This is a genomic window from Vibrio tapetis subsp. tapetis (assembly GCF_900233005.1).
In the GTDB taxonomy this organism is placed as follows: domain Bacteria; phylum Pseudomonadota; class Gammaproteobacteria; order Enterobacterales; family Vibrionaceae; genus Vibrio; species Vibrio tapetis.
On record NZ_LT960611.1, the window covers coordinates 3,276,670 to 3,294,036 of the forward strand.

General features: G+C 43.7%; 14 protein-coding genes. 7 read left to right on the top strand and 7 right to left on the bottom strand.

Features of this window, described 5'->3' with window-relative positions; all coding sequences use genetic code 11:
• Positions 1-137: 137 nt before the first annotated feature.
• From glnA to add, 6 genes are all read left to right on the top strand, one after another.
• Complete coding sequence (gene glnA, locus VTAP4600_RS14695) at positions 138-1,547, top strand: glutamate--ammonia ligase (protein WP_102523481.1); 1,410 nt, start codon at positions 138-140, stop codon at positions 1,545-1,547.
• A 150-nt stretch (positions 1,548-1,697) separates the two neighbouring features.
• Positions 1,698-2,264: a DUF4124 domain-containing protein gene (locus tag VTAP4600_RS14700; protein ID WP_102523482.1), complete on the top strand. Its 567-nt coding sequence runs from the start codon at positions 1,698-1,700 to the stop codon at positions 2,262-2,264.
• 142 nt (positions 2,265-2,406) lie between these two features.
• Complete coding sequence (glnL, locus tag VTAP4600_RS14705) at positions 2,407-3,459, top strand: nitrogen regulation protein NR(II) (protein ID WP_415239663.1); 1,053 nt, start codon at positions 2,407-2,409, stop codon at positions 3,457-3,459.
• Positions 3,460-3,510: 51 nt separating this feature from the next.
• Positions 3,511-4,926 (top strand): nitrogen regulation protein NR(I), encoded by a 1,416-nt coding sequence (gene glnG, locus VTAP4600_RS14710; RefSeq protein WP_102523483.1) that lies wholly within the window; start codon positions 3,511-3,513, stop codon positions 4,924-4,926.
• A gap of 87 nt (positions 4,927-5,013) precedes the next feature.
• On the top strand, positions 5,014-7,566 hold the full coding sequence (gene gepA / locus VTAP4600_RS14715) for a phosphodiesterase GepA (RefSeq protein WP_102523484.1): 2,553 nt from the start codon (positions 5,014-5,016) through the stop codon (positions 7,564-7,566).
• Between the two features lie 86 nt (positions 7,567-7,652).
• Positions 7,653-8,657, top strand: a complete 1,005-nt coding sequence (gene add / locus VTAP4600_RS14720) for an adenosine deaminase (protein ID WP_102523485.1) — start codon at positions 7,653-7,655, stop codon at positions 8,655-8,657.
• A gap of 183 nt (positions 8,658-8,840) precedes the next feature.
• On the opposite strand, the gene hemN is transcribed toward add, so the two are convergent.
• From hemN to VTAP4600_RS14745, 5 genes are all read right to left on the bottom strand, one after another.
• On the bottom strand, positions 8,841-10,214 hold the full coding sequence (hemN, locus tag VTAP4600_RS14725; protein ID WP_102523486.1) for an oxygen-independent coproporphyrinogen III oxidase: 1,374 nt from the start codon (positions 10,212-10,214) through the stop codon (positions 8,841-8,843).
• A 149-nt stretch (positions 10,215-10,363) separates the two neighbouring features.
• On the bottom strand, positions 10,364-10,858 hold the full coding sequence (locus tag VTAP4600_RS14730; protein ID WP_102523487.1) for a DUF2489 domain-containing protein: 495 nt from the start codon (positions 10,856-10,858) through the stop codon (positions 10,364-10,366).
• Positions 10,859-10,867: 9 nt separating this feature from the next.
• Positions 10,868-11,428, bottom strand: a complete 561-nt coding sequence (gene yihI, locus VTAP4600_RS14735) for a Der GTPase-activating protein YihI (RefSeq protein WP_102523488.1) — start codon at positions 11,426-11,428, stop codon at positions 10,868-10,870.
• Positions 11,418-12,065 (bottom strand): class I SAM-dependent methyltransferase, encoded by a 648-nt coding sequence (locus VTAP4600_RS14740; protein ID WP_102523489.1) that lies wholly within the window; start codon positions 12,063-12,065, stop codon positions 11,418-11,420. Before VTAP4600_RS14740 ends, yihI begins: the two co-directional genes overlap by 11 nt.
• 187 nt (positions 12,066-12,252) lie before the next feature.
• Positions 12,253-12,870 (bottom strand): c-type cytochrome, encoded by a 618-nt coding sequence (locus VTAP4600_RS14745; RefSeq protein ID WP_102523490.1) that lies wholly within the window; start codon positions 12,868-12,870, stop codon positions 12,253-12,255.
• A gap of 148 nt (positions 12,871-13,018) precedes the next feature.
• Here VTAP4600_RS14745 and yihA point away from each other — a divergent pair, with 148 nt between their 5' ends.
• Positions 13,019-13,666 (top strand): ribosome biogenesis GTP-binding protein YihA/YsxC, encoded by a 648-nt coding sequence (gene yihA / locus VTAP4600_RS14750; protein ID WP_102523491.1) that lies wholly within the window; start codon positions 13,019-13,021, stop codon positions 13,664-13,666.
• 531 nt (positions 13,667-14,197) lie between these two features.
• Here the strand turns inward: yihA and spfP are convergent.
• Both spfP and polA read right to left on the bottom strand, forming a co-directional pair.
• Positions 14,198-14,245, bottom strand: a complete 48-nt coding sequence (gene spfP, locus VTAP4600_RS26785; protein ID WP_438356636.1) for a small protein SpfP — start codon at positions 14,243-14,245, stop codon at positions 14,198-14,200.
• Between the two features lie 192 nt (positions 14,246-14,437).
• On the bottom strand, positions 14,438-17,230 hold the full coding sequence (gene polA, locus VTAP4600_RS14755; protein WP_102523492.1) for a DNA polymerase I: 2,793 nt from the start codon (positions 17,228-17,230) through the stop codon (positions 14,438-14,440).
• Positions 17,231-17,367: the final 137 nt, after the last annotated feature.

The window sequence follows — 17,367 nt, forward strand, 5'->3', positions numbered from 1 at the left end:
AAGGATTATTTTTTTTGGCACGATTTTGGCTTTAGTAGAACAGTCATCGATTAATATCAATTTTTGAAAAGATTAATCAATGCCGGTTTAAACAAAATTGTGCATTATCAAATTCATAACACTGGAGGTTATCCAAGATGTCAGTAGAAAATGTTGTATCACTGATCCAAGAAAACGAAGTTAAGTTTGTTGATTTACGCTTTACTGATACCAAAGGTAAAGAGCAACACATCTCTATCCCTTCTCACCAAATCGACGCAGACTTCTTTGAAGAAGGCAAAATGTTCGACGGTTCTTCTGTAGCGGGTTGGAAAGGCATTAACGAATCTGACATGGTAATGATGCCTGACGCGACAAGCGCGGTACTTGACCCATTCACTGAAGACGCAACGCTAAACATTCGTTGTGACATCCTAGAGCCTGCAACAATGCAAGGTTACGACCGTGACCCACGCTCTATTGCAAAACGTGCTGAAGAATTCATGCGTGCATCGGGTGTTGCAGATACGGTTCTTATCGGCCCTGAACCAGAGTTCTTCCTATTTGATGATGTGAAATTCAACACAGACATCTCAGGTTCTTTCTTCAAAATTGATGATATCGAAGCGTCTTGGAACACTGGCGCTGATGTAGAAGGCGGTAACAAAGGTCACCGTCCTGGCGTTAAAGGTGGTTACTTCCCAGTTGCTCCTGTTGATTCATCTCAAGATATCCGTTCTGCAATGTGTCTTGTTATGGAAGAGATGGGTCTTGTTGTTGAAGCGCACCACCACGAAGTGGCAACTGCGGGTCAAAATGAAATCGCAACTCGCTTTAACACATTGACTGAAAAAGCCGATGAAATCCAAATCTACAAGTACGTTGTTCATAACGTTGCTCACGCATTTGGTAAAACAGCAACCTTCATGCCTAAGCCACTAGTGGGTGATAACGGTTCTGGTATGCACGTTCATATGTCTTTGAACAAAGACGGTCAGAACTTGTTTGCTGGTGACAAGTACGGCGGCCTTTCTGAAATGGCACTTTACTACATTGGCGGTATCATCAAGCACGCACGTGCTATCAACGCCTTTGCTAACGCATCAACTAACTCGTACAAGCGTCTTGTACCTGGCTTCGAAGCACCTGTTATGCTTGCATACTCTGCACGTAACCGTTCTGCTTCTATCCGTATCCCTGTGGTACCAAGCCCGAAAGCACGTCGTATCGAAGTTCGCTTCCCAGATCCAACAGCAAACCCATACTTGGCGTTCGCTTGTATGCTAATGGCTGGTCTTGACGGTATTAAAAACAAGATCCACCCAGGTGAAGCAATGGATAAAGATCTCTACGATCTTCCAGCTGAAGAAGCAGCAGAAATCCCGAAAGTAGCAGAATCACTACAGCAAGCACTTCAAGCGCTTGATGATGACCGTGAATTCCTAACGGCTGGCGGCGTGTTCTCTAATGACTTTATCGATTCTTACATCGCACTTAAGTCTCAAGATGTTGAGCAAATCAACATGGCTACTCACCCACTTGAGTTTGAACTGTACTACTCAGTATAAGTTCAGCACAGAGTTGATTCTCGGTGTAAAGCCAATCGTATGATTGCATAAATATTAGGCTCACCTCGCAGGTGGGCCTTTTTTATTTTATTGAAATAATCCACTCTATATCATGGGCTTAACTTGAAATACTAGTAAGGTAAGCTCTTCATGAAGTACATTATTGCCAGCTTTATCATTCTATTTTTATGCCCGCCGTCATTTGCGCAAACCGTATATACATGGACAGACAATAATGGCGTATTACACCTGAGTTATACACCACCAGCGCTTGCTTCCAATCTCGAAAGTTTTGATATCATTGAAGATAACCCAACAACTTTAGACGCTCTAGATGAATCGATGCCCCCTAAAGCTGCCCTTTCGAAAGAGAACCTCGATGCAAACACAACTTCCGTTGCCCGAGCGCCTGCACACGTAAAGCCGCAACCATTAGAGATTACCTTTGAGTCACCAAAGCCAGATCAAACCATTCGAGACAATCAAGGGCGCATTCAAATATCACTACAAAGCAGCCGCAAGCTATCCATTGATGAGAAACTGCAACTCGTACTTAACGGTGAAACGTACGGCGCTCCTCAAACCCAAAAAAAATGGACCTTACTCAACGTAGATAGAGGAACCCATACCTTTATGATCAAAGCCTTACGAAACGGCAAGCTTATTGCATCTACTGATACTATATCGGTGCATTTACATCGAGCTAAGGCAAATTAGAGAGATAACGCACAAAAATAAGAGCGGTTATTCAACATAGCGCTTTTTCTTCTCTGCTCAATGTTTCATACTTAGCTAACGATGCACCATAATAGTGCAATGAAATTCATGCTGTTATTTCAAGCACGCTAAGGTAGGGACTATGCTAGTGAACGATCAACTATCGACAAATATTTTAGATCACATCGTCACCGCGACCTTGATGCTTGATGATACGCTCACCATGAGATTCGCCAACCCGGCGGCGGAACAGTTGTTTGCCCAAAGCGCTAAGCGCTTAGTCGGTGCCTCACTTGCTAGCCAAATTCAACATAGCTCGATGGATTTAAATTTACTCACTCAACCCCTTCTATCTGGACAAAGTATTACTGACAGTGAAGTGACCTTTGTGATTAATGGCAAGCCCATGCTATTAGAGGCCACCGTGAGTCCGATTTCATGGCAAAAAGAAGTCATGCTGATCTTAGAGCTTAGAAAGATTGATCAGCAAAGACGCTTAAGCCAAGAGCTAAACCAACATGCACAACAGCAGGCCGCTAAAGTACTAGTGCGTGGACTCGCTCATGAGATAAAAAATCCATTAGGTGGTTTGAGAGGTGCAGCTCAACTGCTTGCCCGCATGTTGCCCGATCCATCATTGAAAGAATATACCCAAATCATCATAGAACAAGCGGATCGCTTACGAGCGTTAGTAGACCGGCTACTAGGCCCGCAGAAGTTGGGTGAAAAGAAAGATGAAAACCTTCACCTCGTGATTGAGAAAGTACGCCAATTAGTTGAACTAGAAGCTGAAAACAAGTTAGTCATTCATAGAGATTACGACCCTAGCCTACCCGATTTTTTAATGGATCCAGACCAAATAGAGCAAGCGCTTCTTAACATTTTAAGTAATGCGGCTCAGATTCTTGCCCCTCAAAATGATGGTGAGATCCTCATTCGCACCAGAACGGTGCATCAAGTCAATATTCACGGTACAAGACACAAACTCGCCGCCTGTATCGAAGTGATTGATAACGGGCCCGGTATTCCACCAGCCCTACAAGATACGCTGTTTTATCCAATGGTCAGTGGACGAGAAGGCGGTACCGGGTTAGGGCTTTCTATTTCTCAAAATCTTATTGATCAACATAAAGGGAAAATAGACGTCATCAGTTGGCCGGGACAAACCAAATTCACCATTTTATTACCGATTTAACTTTTCAGGTCATTTGGCCTTAGCTACGCTGCGGGAACAGGAATTATCATTATGAGTAAAGGCTTTGTTTGGGTCGTAGATGACGACAGTTCAATACGTTGGGTGATGGAAAAAACGCTCTCTTCAGCGCAGATCCAATGTGATACGTTCGCCGATGCAGAAAGTGTTCTGCTTGCGCTAGAAAGACAAGCGCCTGATGTCATCGTATCCGACATTCGTATGCCCGGTATGGATGGCCTAGCGCTTTTAAAACAGGTCCAGCAGCAATATCCTGATTTGCCGATCATTATCATGACCGCACACTCAGATCTAGATGCAGCAGTCAATGCCTACCATGAAGGTGCATTCGAATATTTACCGAAACCGTTTGATATTGATGAAACCTTGGCTCTGGTAGAGCGCGCTATTGCGCACAGCCATGAACAACGTAAACACCTCCCTATTGAAAATGATGCTCTAGTATCAAATGCGCCGGAAATTATTGGCGAAGCGCCTGCCATGCAAGAAGTATTCAGAGCGATCGGCCGTTTATCGAGGTCGTCAATTTCAGTTCTCATCAATGGAGAATCCGGTACCGGTAAAGAACTGGTCGCACACGCTTTGCACCGCCATAGCCCGCGAGTTAAGAATCCATTTATTGCTCTCAATATGGCCGCGATCCCTAAAGACCTGATTGAGTCAGAACTGTTTGGGCATGAAAAAGGCGCCTTTACTGGTGCGAACGCAGTGCGCCAAGGCCGCTTTGAACAAGCCAATGGCGGCACCTTATTTTTGGATGAAATTGGCGACATGCCATTAGACATTCAAACCCGATTATTACGTGTCTTGGCAGACGGGCAGTTTTACCGAGTCGGTGGTCACTCTCCGGTCAATGTAGACGTGCGAATTATCGCGGCGACACACCAAGACTTGGAGCAGTTGGTCAACAAAGGAGACTTTAGGGAAGACTTGTTCCACCGTCTTAACGTTATTCGAGTTCACATCCCATCACTTCGAGAACGTCAACAAGACATCGAAAAGCTCACCATTCACTTTTTGCGTCTGGCCGCTGAAGAACTCGGTGTTGAAATGAAAACCTTGCATCCAGATACCGTCAGCCAACTTAATCAACTTGAATGGCCTGGTAATGTTCGCCAACTAGAAAATGTCTGTCGTTGGTTGACAGTGATGGCTAGTGGCAATGAAGTGTTGCCTAGCGATTTACCAAGAGAGCTCATCGAGCACACGCCATCAAAAACTGAAAATACGGACAACATAGGTTGGCAGCAACAATTGGAACAATGGGCACGAAAATCACTACAGAAAGGCGAATCATCGCTACTGGCATACGCACAACCTGAATTTGAACGTATACTGTTAAAAACAGCACTCGAACATACCAATGGTCACAAGCAAGATGCCGCAAAATTACTTGGTTGGGGACGCAATACCCTAACGAGGAAATTGAAGGAACTTGATATGCCTTAGTATGAATTATAGTCATGATTGTTTAATAGCTAATCAAGTCTTACGTGCTATCATGACTATTAATAGTATTATTTAAAAATCAAAGTGATGGACCATAAAAAGCTAACCCTACGAACGGCCGTTATATTACCACTGGTCATAGTGTTCCTATTTACACTAGGGGTTATCGCATTTGTCCAATACACCAGTTACGAAAATATGGTCACTAAACTGAGCCACAAACAACTGGTCGCTTTCACTGAAAATACGAATACTAAGCTCAAAGTTTTTCTAAACGAACCCTATAAAGCTAACATCGCCTTATCCCGTACTATCGCATTCAGTAACCTTTATCAGCCTGGCGATATGACTCAAATTCAAGATTTCTTGGCCATGAGCTTTGCTCACTTGTACAAAGAAGTTGGCCACCTCGATGTGATCGGATTTGGCGGAATAAACGGCGAATATATTGGTTTTCGCCAAGAAAATAGCAACAAAACCACCCTGATGCTCAAAGATCAACGTACCGACGGTGAACTCAGGATTTATCAAGGCAACGACACCCTTTCAGGTATTCGTTCCCAGTTTCAAAATTATGATCCTCGGGTTCGGCCTTGGTATAAGCCGGCTGCAGAGTCGTTAAAACCTTCATGGTCTAAGATTTATGCCAATGCTGATGAAAGACAAGAAATCACCTTATCAGCGTTAAACCCCGTAATAAAAAATGGGAAATTGCTTGGCGTATCAGCCACCGATGTTCAAATTGATACCTTCAACGAATTTCTAGTTGAACAGAAAGACAGAACCTCCTCTTCAATCTATGTATTTGATAAAGATAAACGGCTGATTGCTCACTCTGAGTCGGATAGTGTTGTCTCCATGGGCACCACTCAATCGGCCAAAAGTATGCGCTTATTAGCAACAGAAAACATCAACCCTGTCCTAAGTGAAAGCGCTAAATTTATCAACTTTGAACCGTTAACCACCCCATATTCAGCGTTCATGTTTGACTATGAATTAGATAACGAACGTTATTTCAGTAAGCTATCACGCTTTAACAATGAGTTTGGTCTTGACTGGTATATCATGGTCATTGTCTCTGAGTCTGACTTGTTAGGCGACCTACCAAAACAACAAAAAACAGGATGGATGATAGGTTTAGCGGTCAGCTTTTTTGGCCTCTTGCTCGGCTTAATGGCCTTTAATCGCATTACTCGCGCCATCACCAGCACCGCGAAAGCAGCCAATGACATTGCCGCGGGCGATTGGGATGCCACAATGCCCGAGCCAGGCCATATCCATGAAACGAGTATGTTGGTTTCAGCGTTCAATAACATGACTCACAATCACCAAAATTCGTTTGAAGCCCTGCGCGCTCAATTAGTCTATGACTCCCTAACTCAACTCTATAGCCGACAAGGTTTGATTGAAGCAAGTTGTAAGGTCAATAACCTAGATAATGGCTCATTGATCTTAATTGGTATTGACCGATTCAGAGACATTAATGATAGCTTGGGCCACTACAGCGGAGACCAGTTACTGATTATTCTGGCCGAACGCCTTAAGCACCAATGCCAAGCGGATTCAATGCTTGCCCGCGTATCCGGTGATGAGTTTGCCATTTTCCAACCCGATAGCACCAGTATCTCTGGGCTTGACGAAATGACAAACCGAATTAAACAAGCACTAAGCTCCCCTTTTCAAATGGGTGATGAGACCGTCGTTATCAATGTTTCAATAGGCATAGTCACAACAGACAGCCTAGCCAGCATGAGTACTTGGCTGCGCAATGCGAGTATTGCACTGAGCCATGCCAAGCAAGAGTCTTTACGTATTGCACATTATCGACCGGAAATGGCCGATGCATCACGCAAGAAAACCCAAACATTAGCTGAAATGAATCAAGCCATTGCTCATAGTGAATTTGTGCCTTTTTATCAGCCTATTGTTGATTTAGAAAACGGCCAAGTATTAGGTGCCGAAGCTTTAGCTCGCTGGATCTCTCCAGAGAGAGGTGTGATCCCACCGTTTGAATTTATCCCTATTGCCGAAGAAAGCGGGTTAATCGGCGATATTGGCCATCAAATATTACTTAAGTCATGCACTGATACGGCATTGGCGATTCATAGCGGTCAATGGCCAACAGATTTCAGCCTACACGTTAACTTATCGGTTAATCAGCTATCTCAACCTGAGTTTATCGTTAATTTGAAGCAAATCTTGCTCGATACAAAACTTGACCCAAACAACTTAACGCTTGAAATTACGGAGTCTAGAATCGTCGATAACGATCCCGTTATTTTGAAGAACATGCAGACGATTAAGCAGCTGGGCATCAAGATCGCGATTGATGACTTTGGTACGGGCTATTCTTCTTTGGCTTACTTACACAAACTCCCTTTTGACTGCCTAAAAATAGACCGTTCATTCATCATGCAGCTCAATAAAGACAGTATCGATACATCGATTGTTGCGGCTATCGTCAATATGACAAAAGGGTTTAAATCTAACCTGGTTGCTGAAGGCGTAGAGACCGTTGAACAAGCCGATATCCTTCGCCAACTGAACTGCCCACAAGCGCAAGGTTACCTATTTAGCCACCCACTCCCTTTCGCGGAATGGCCAACAGAATTAGTAAACATGAAGCAAGATTCCGCATAATGGTTGATTTTCTAGCTATTACCTGCTGACATCAAGAACATAGATTCTTATACTTAGCTGAATAATTAGCGACTGGGATATTGATAATGATTACTAAAAACCTGCCACTTACCGATCTTCACCGCCATTTAGATGGCAATATCCGTAGTCAGACCATTTTAGATTTGGGCAAAAAGTTTGGCGTAGCATTGCCAGCTTACGACCTAGAGGCACTGCGTCCTCACGTACAAATAGTCGAAGCCGAGCCTTCATTGGTGGCTTTCCTTTCTAAACTAGATTGGGGTGTGGCTGTTTTAGGCGATCTCGACGCCTGTCGCCGCGTTGCCTATGAAAATGTTGAAGACGCACTTAATGCTCAAATTGATTACGCTGAATTGCGCTTCTCACCTTACTACATGGCGATGAAACACAACCTTCCAGTAGCGGGTGTGGTCGAAGCTGTGGTAGACGGTGTACAAGCAGGCGTTCGCGATTTTGGCGTGAAAGCGAACTTAATTGGTATCATGAGCCGCACTTTCGGCCAAGATGCTTGCCAGCAAGAATTAGATGCTCTGCTTACGCAAAAAGATCACATTGTTGCTATCGACTTAGCAGGTGATGAGCTTGGCCAACCAGGCGAACGTTTTGTTTCTCATTTTAAACAAGTTCGTGATGCGGGCTTGCAAGTAACGGTTCACGCTGGTGAAGCTGCTGGTGCACAAAGCATGTGGCAAGCGATTCAAGAGCTTGGCGCGGTACGTATCGGCCACGGTGTTAAAGCGATTCACGATCCAAAACTGATGGACTTCCTAGCTGAAAATCGCATCGGTATTGAATCATGCCTAACCTCAAACTTCCAAACCAGTACGGTTGAAAGCCTCGCTAACCACCCTGTGAAGCAATTCTTAGAGCATGGTGTACTTGCGTGTCTTAATACCGATGATCCTGCGGTAGAAGGCATTGAGCTTCCATTTGAGTACGAAGTCGCAGCACCTCAAGCCGGCTTAAGCCAAGAGCAAATTCGCCAAGCACAAATCAACGGCCTTGAACTGGCATTCCTTTCTGATGCTGAAAAAGCAGAGCTGAAAGAAAAGGTGAAAGATAGAGCCTAAAGGCGGAAGGCGGAAGGCGGAAAAGAACGTACTCCTTTAACCTTCCATAGCGCTCAATAAATAAAAAAGCCGACATAGTCCCCTATGTCGGCTTTTTGTTTTGTTCTATTCGCTCTTTTGCTCTGTCCTGTAGCCTGTAGCCTGTAGCCTGTAGCCTGTAGCGCAGCGTCCCTAAGCCTGCTCTTAAATAACTCTCGAAAACTGTTGTTGTCTTGCGCGGTTACGTAGGTACTTATCAAAACACATGCAAATGTTACGGATAAGCAAGCGACCGCGTAGAGTCACTCGGATCTCATTGTTATCATGTTCAACAAGTTCATCGTCTATAAAGGTTTTCAGTAGGGCTAAATCTTCTTTAAAGTACTTTTCAAACTGAAGGTTGAATTCTTGTTCTATCGCACGAGTGTCCAACTTAAAGTTACAAATAAGCTGTTTAATCACTTCACGGCGGATCAGGTCATCTTGATCAAGGCACACTCCTTTCCAGAGTGCATGGCGCATATCATTCACTTGCGCGTAGTATTTCTTCAGATCTTTTTGGTTCTGAGCGTAGCTGTTGCCAACCATTGAGATAGACGACACACCAAAGCCGACCAAATCACACTCACCTTGGGTGGTGTAACCTTGGAAATTACGATGAAGAATGCCTTCACGCTGTGCCACGGCTAATTCATCGTCAGGAAGCGCGAAGTGATCCATGCCTATGAATTGGTAACCAGCCCCTGTTAATGTCGCAATGGTATCTTGCAAGATAGCCATTTTCACTTCTGGTGCGGGTAAATCTTCATCTTTGATTTTACGTTGTGCCGCAAATAAATTGGGCATATGCGCATAATTAAAGACGGATAATCGGCCTGGTTTCATCTTCAGAACTTGAGCCATGGTTTCTGCAAAGTTTTCTTTGGTTTGCTTTGGCAGCCCATAAATCAGATCTAAGTTGGTCGAACGGAAACCCAGCTGTTTGGCGCGCTCTACCATGGCAAAGATAAACTCTTCATCTTGCTCACGGTTAACTAATTTCTGCACTTCTTTATTAAAATCTTGGACACCAATACTCAGGCGATTAAAGCCTTCACTACGCAGGTGATCCAACATATCTAATTCAAGTTCACGTGGGTCTACTTCAATGCTGATTTCAGCATCCGCTTCGAAGTGAAATTCTTCACGCAACAGTGTCATTAAGCGCGTCACTTGAGCTTTGTTCAAGAACGTCGGAGTGCCACCACCAAAATGCAGTTGAGTCACACCACGGCCAGCCAATAACGACGCTCGTTGGCGGATCTCTAATTCCAAGACATCAAGGTAATCGTCTGCTTTATGCTGATGACGGGTGATCACTTTATTACAGCCACAGTAGTAACAAAGCTTATGGCAAAACGGAATGTGCACATACAGTGACAATGGGCGCTCAGGATAACGAGTGCATGCCATATCAAGCTCTGAGATGGTATATGCTTCATGGAACTCTAACGCGGTTGGGTAAGAGGTGTATCTTGGCCCAGAGTAGTTGTATTTATCTAATACCGCTTGATCCCAAACTATTTGATCACTAGACATGCTGTACTTCCATTATATTTTTCTATGGACGGGTATTTTGCCACAACCTCATTCACTGATGATGTGGAGATACTTAAATTAAACTAGAAATGTGTGAAAGTGCTAGTTTGATCACTAGCACTTTCGGTATTTTGACTCAGTCTCAGCGACTAATGAACAATCTGAGTGACCGCGATTTGATTATTGAGGGGCTTAATACGCTTTTGCAGCGTTGTTAACTCAGCCACAATGGTATCTGACAAGCGAGCTTCGGCTTTCGTTCTGAGCAAATTTTGCTTCATACGATCCTGCTTAGCGAGTGCTTGGCGAGCATCTCCACGCTCCATATCTTTTACGATGACGTGAAGCTCATTCAGTGCTGGATAGTCGGCAGCAACATCGACTTTTTCATCACCTTGGACGTAATCCAAGATCCCACACACACGTATGCTTATCTCCGATAAATCGCATTGCCCTTGAATGCCTGCGGCACAAAGAGCATCGACGTTTTCAAAAATATTCGCATTACGTTTAGCAATGGCGATAGCTTGATGTTGCTGTTGCAGTTCCTTCTGCTTTTTAACTTGCAGTAATAGGTAACCAGCATAAGAGCCAAGGCCGATAATTATCAAACCGCCCAAAGAGGCCAACAAAGTTACTGACATAAGCTAAAACTAGTCCTTAAATTCGTTAAAATCATTCAAATCGACATCTTCAAATTGAGACAATAAGTCTTCTTCAGAGCTCGATTTCTTTTTCGCTGTTGGTGCTGGCGCTTCAATTTCAGCTTCTGGTTCTTCTTCAAATAGACCCAGTTGCTTCATCAATACTTCAATACGATCCAATTTCTCGTCAACGTATTTTTGTAGACCGCCACCAAGGCTTTCACCGCTTTCTAGGCGATCAAGCAATACCATCAATTGTGCATCTTGCTCTAGCATTTCAAGCTCTTGCTCAGCAGACAGTTTGCGCTGTTGCTTAGTTTGCTTTTGCTTCGGCTCAATAATCAGTGGGATCTTTTTCTTGCTGCCTAAGCGAGGGTCACGTGCTTTACCACCATTACCTTGCTTACCTTGCTCTACATCAGAGTGGCGGCTGCCAGATTTTAAGCCTTTACGATTTTTAACTTTTTTACGTAAACGGCCTTCTACATTGGATTCGCTACGGTTACGTGTAACGTTAACTTCAGGAGCGCCTGACGCTCCTGGCTTTCTTGATTTTTTACTACGACTCATTACTGGGCTTCCTCAGTAAAATTACATCATTGCCAATAAATTCGAGTTGGAGTCCATCCCGCGCTGCCAAGTATTTAAAGGTAGCTTGGCTAAAAAAGCTCACGTGTGTGAGATCATTCTTATAATGCCATCCGGCGAACGCTTCCACGTCTTTTACTAGTTTGGTCATCACACCAATCCAGCCGCCTGGTTTGACTAAACTCAACCATTGCTGCCATACCGATTTAGGATCGTAAAGATGCTCTATTACTTCGGTTGCAGTCATAAAGTCATACGTTGTGTCTAATACCTGCTTATCGGGGTAATAGTAGATATCGTATAACGCCATGGTGTGCCCCTGCTCTTCCATCATAATCGACAGAGTCGGCCCTGGACCACATCCAAAATCTATCCCGTTAGAAGGTTCGATTAAACGCTCCGCCATTGGCTCAGCCATACGGCTTAAAAACCGTCGGTAACCTTGGTCACTTGGATCGTTTTCATGCAAATCATAGTGCGCTTTTTCTCTTTCTGCATTTAACCTTTGCTGTGGATCGACATAAACAAACTGGCATTGGGTACATTGTAAGTACTGCCTACGTTTGTCAGCAAAATAGTCAATGACATGAGAGTGTTCACAAAGTGGACATATGTGCATTCTGACATCCTCCGTTAGGGATGCGCAAGATACCAGAAAGTGATGCTAGAGTGGAGTTTTATTGAGCACTTCCACAAAAATTAGTAATGATGACGTAAAAAAGCAGCAGATTAGACTGCTGCTTTTCATTCTGAGCTTATTTCACTTCCGAATACTGGTTATCGAAAGAGACGTCAGGCCGCTTTAATTAATGCAAGCCGCCAACATATTTGGATAAAATTTCGATATCGTCATCGGTGAGCTTTTTCGCAATATCGCTCATCATTGCATTCATATCGTTGCTACGTTCGTCTGCACGGAACTTAAGTAACTGTGCTTTCACGTAGTCGGCATGCTGGCCAGAAATTTTAGGGAAGCCCGACAATTCCGTGCCGTTACCACGAGGTCCATGACAGGCAATACATGCGGTAATACCACGGTCAATGCTACCAGCTTGGTAGAGAACTTTACCTTTTGCAACCACATCTTCTAGAGTCGATGTTTCAGAAATAGGTAATGAAGCATAATAGGCTGAAAGATCGGCCATGTCTTGCTCGCTTAATGGCATTGCCATCGCGCTCATCACGGGATCGTATCGACCTTGCTTACCTGCAGTTTCAGCACCAAGCTTTAGATCTTTGAGTTGTTTCTCAAGATACTTCGCATGTTGCCCCGCTATTTTAGGGTAAGTCGTAATCAGACTGTTACCATCTGTACCATGACAGGCGGCACACGTTACGGATTTTGCTTTGCCAGCTTCAATACTACCTTGAGCCCACGCAGTGCAGCTGGCCAATAAACTCAAGATTAGCGCTATTTTCTTCATGACATTCCATTATTATTATTAAGCTTCCAGTACCACGTTAAGTGGTTGCTCATGGTACAATAGGCGACCTTATACCGATCACGGTTATTTTACACAATTTAACGAAAAAGTAATCATTCGACTACACAAAGACGAGATGGAGTTAACAGTGAGCGCAAAAATTCATTACCAAAATACGCATTTTATTACGAGTGCTCCCGATATTCGCCACCTTCCTGATGATATGGGTGTCGAAGTTGCGTTTGCTGGCCGCTCTAATGCGGGTAAATCAAGTGCACTCAACCGACTGACAAACCAACGTGGTTTGGCCAAAACCAGTAAGACCCCAGGTCGTACTCAATTGATTAACTTATTTAAAGTTCATGACAATTGCCACATTGTGGATTTACCGGGTTATGGTTTTGCACAGGTTCCGCTAGAGCTAAAAAAGAAATGGCAGAAATCGTTAGGTGAATACCTACAAAAACGTGAATCACTAAAAGGCTTGGTCGTTTTGATGGATATCCGTCATCCAATGAAAGATCTCGACCAGCAATTAGTGTTCTGGGCTGTGGATTCTGGCATTCCTGTTCAGATTTTACTGACTAAAGCAGACAAACTTAAAAGTGGTGCACGAAATGCGCAGCTCCTTAAAATTCGTCAAGATGCACAAGGCTTCGGCCCTAATGTGGAAGTAGGTATGTTTTCGTCACTGAAAGGCATTGGCGTTGACCAATTAAGAGCTAAGCTTGATGAATGGTTTGCACCCGCGCTTCTTCAAGAAGAAAGCGAAGACGATATTGATACAAACGAATAGATACGTCGCCCAAATAAAATCGCAACTTTTATAGAAGCACGACCATCTCGATAGTATCCAAATAAGTCCCCACCTTGTTATAGGTGGGGCAACGGGAGAGAAAAATATTTTATAGTTATGGTCTAAAATTCTCGACTACCCATCAACATAATTCAAGATTTTTCGATCAGTTTGTCTTGAAAACTTGCACTTCTGCCCGTTTCTTATCTTTATTACACCACCACATCAAATAACATACCTCTGGCCAATATTTCGCTAGCCAAGAATACTGCAACTTATTTATCTAAAAGAAATATTCACGTTTTTTAAAGGATGTTTATTACATCAGACCATTCTATTCGAAAATCACACTTTGTATGTAAATTGAACAGTCTGAGCTTTTATAAAGATACGTAATGTTGAGACATGTAAGTGAAAATTTAAAACTTAGATGGAAACATCGAGATGAGAAAGGATAACAAGATACATTGTAAGCTTTTGTTTTGACACAATAAAAAACGCCCCAGTCAAAAGCTGACTGGGGCGGCTGAATCAGCCTAATCCAATAACGTGAAACAAAAGGTCTGAAAGATAGAACATCTTACCTCTGTACCCTACAAGAGATAATGTACAACAATCACTCAGAAATGGAAACTGTTTTCGTAATTTATTTTCATCATTAATTACTAAAATTACGAAAGGCAAGGACGCTCAAAGCACTTTATTAACATAAAAAAAAAGCCAGCATGTGCGCTGGCTCAAGTTAGTTATTCAATTTTGGTTAAAAAACGTCTAATGAGCCTGATCCCAGTTGTCACCATGACCAGATTCTGCGACCAGTGGCACATCCAGATCTGCAGCTGATTCCATCAATTCTTGTACTTTACTTTCAATTTCAACCAATGCGGATTCTTCTACTTCTAACACCAATTCATCGTGCACTTGCATTAGTAACTTAACGCGACCGTTGCCTTCGGCTTCTATCCATTCATCAACCAACAGCATTGCTTTCTTAATGATGTCGGCAGCCGTTCCCTGCATAGGGGCGTTGATTGCAGCACGTTCTGCCGCTTTTCTGCGCATGCCATTTCGAGACGAAATTTCTGGTAGATGTAAACGACGGCCCCATATGGTTTCTACGAATCCCTGCTCAGACGCTGTTGAGCGCGTGTCTTCCATGTATTGCATTACGCCTGGGTAGCGCTCAAAGTAAGTATCCATGTAGTGTTGTGCTTCACCACGAGGAATGCCCAGTTGTTTTGCCAAACCAAACGCGCTCATGCCATAGATAAGACCGAAGTTAATGGCTTTAGCTCGGCGACGTTGCTCTGAGGTGACTTGATCAATGCTAACGCCCATCACTTCTGCTGCCGTTGCTGCGTGAATGTCTTTTCCGTTGGCAAACGCTTCTAATAACGCTTTATCTCCAGAAAGGTGCGCCATGATGCGTAATTCAATTTGAGAGTAATCGACAGCGAGAATCTTCCAGCCATGTGGTGCAATAAACGCCTGGCGAATACGGCGGCCTTCTTCATTACGAATTGGAATGTTCTGCAAGTTTGGATCGGTCGATGACAAACGCCCCGTTGCCGTCACCGCTTGATGGTAAGAAGTATGAACACGACCCGTTGTTGGGTTAATCATCTTAGGCAGTTTATCTGTATAAGTAGATTTTAGTTTCGCCAGTCCACGGTACTCTAAGATCAATTTCGGGAGCGGGTAATCCAACGCCAACTCTTGTAATACTTCTTCATTAGTCGACGGTGCACCAGACGGCGTTTTCTTTACAACCGGTAGCCCCATTTTTTCAAACAAAATGGTTTGCAGTTGTTTCGGAGAGCTTAAATTAAATTCTTGCTCTGCAACTTCAAATGCTTTTTTCTCTAACTCGTCTAATCGAGCCGCAATTTCTTGTGATTGAGCACCAAGCATCATGTCGTCAATCAAAACTCCGGTGCGCTCTATGCGTGAAATCACCGGAATAAGCGGCACTTCAAGTTCGCTATAAATGCGGTTTAGTTTTTCATCTTGTTCGATGTTGTCGTAAATGCGATTGTGTAAACGCAACGTCACGTCAGCGTCTTCAGCGGCATAGGGAGAAGCTTGCTCCAAATCGATTTGGTTAAAAGTTAGCTGTTTTTTACCTTTACCGGCTAATGACTCAAATGAAATGCAGCTGTGTTGAAGAAAACGTAATGCTAAGCTATCCATATCATGTCTGCCACCTACGCTATTAAATACGTAAGAAGCCAACATGGTATCGTGTTTGATGCCCTTCATTTCGATATCGTAACGAGCCAAAACGCTGGCATCATATTTAAGGTTTTGCCCTACTTTTGCCACATTGTGATCTTCTAGAAGAGGCTTTAATTGCTCTAATACCCAATCACGCTCAAGTTGTTCTGGCGCATCAAGGTAATCGTGCGCAACAGGAACATAAGCCGCTTCACCTTCGCCAATCGCAAAAGAAAGCCCAACTAAGTTTGCCACCATGTAATCTAGACTATCGGTTTCAGTATCAAACGCGATAAGTTCGGCTGTTTTTAGTTTTTCTAACCAAGCGCTGAAACTTTCTTGATCCAAGATTGTTTCATATTTACTGCGATCAATAGAGACGGCCGACGTTTCCATTGCAATAGAAGAAGCATTATTAGCAGCAGTTGAAGAAGGTGAACGCTCAATCGCTTCAACTTCACCCGTGCCGCCCTCTAACAATTCATTCAACCACGATTTAAAGACCATCTGACCATACAGTTTTATCAACTCATCAGTATTTGGCGTTGTCTTAACCAAAGATTCAGGCGTCTCTTCTAACTCAACATCCAGCTTGATGGTAGCGAGTTTGTAGGACATTAATGCTTCATCTTTATTATCAACTAACTTCTTCGCCATGGTTTTCGAACCACGGAAACCAAGTGCAGCAATGTCATCAAGGTTATCGTACAGTTTTTCCATGCTGCCAATACCTTGCAGCAAGGCTGTTGCCGTTTTGTCGCCAACACCTGGAACACCGGGAATGTTATCGACCTTGTCACCCATAAGCGCCAAGTAATCGATGATCAGCTCTGGTGGAATGCCAAACTTTTCGATGACCCCTTCGCGATCCATCACGACATTAGTCATGGTATTAATCAGTGTGACGTTCTCGTCGACCAACTGAGCCATATCTTTATCACCGGTGCTAATCAGCACTGGCATGCCCATTTTGGAGGCTTGCGATGCCAACGTACCGATTACATCGTCAGCCTCAACGCCGGGAATTGAGATAAGCGGCAGCCCCATCGCACGAATTACATTGTGTAATGGTTCAATCTGGCAACGTAAATCATCTGGCATTGATGGGCGATTCGCTTTGTACTCGGGATACATATCGTCGCGAAAGGTTTTACCTTTAGCATCAAAAATCACGGCAATACGATCAGAAGAAAATTGACGCATCATGCTTCTTAGCATGTTCACCACGCCATACACTGCGTTGGTTGGGATCTCACCGTTACTCATGGTGCCCGGATAGGCGTGAAAAGCTCGATATAGGTAAGATGAGCCATCGATAAGAATAAGCGGGTTGTCAGGTATGGTAGCCATAATCTAGTTGATCCATGCAGTGTATTAGTTTGTGCGCTTAGGATGCCATGACTCTCATTCCGATGCCATGTATTCTCTTTTGAATACAAGACAAAGCTTGGTTAAATCTAAGCGATGATAGTGGTTACTCCATTTCA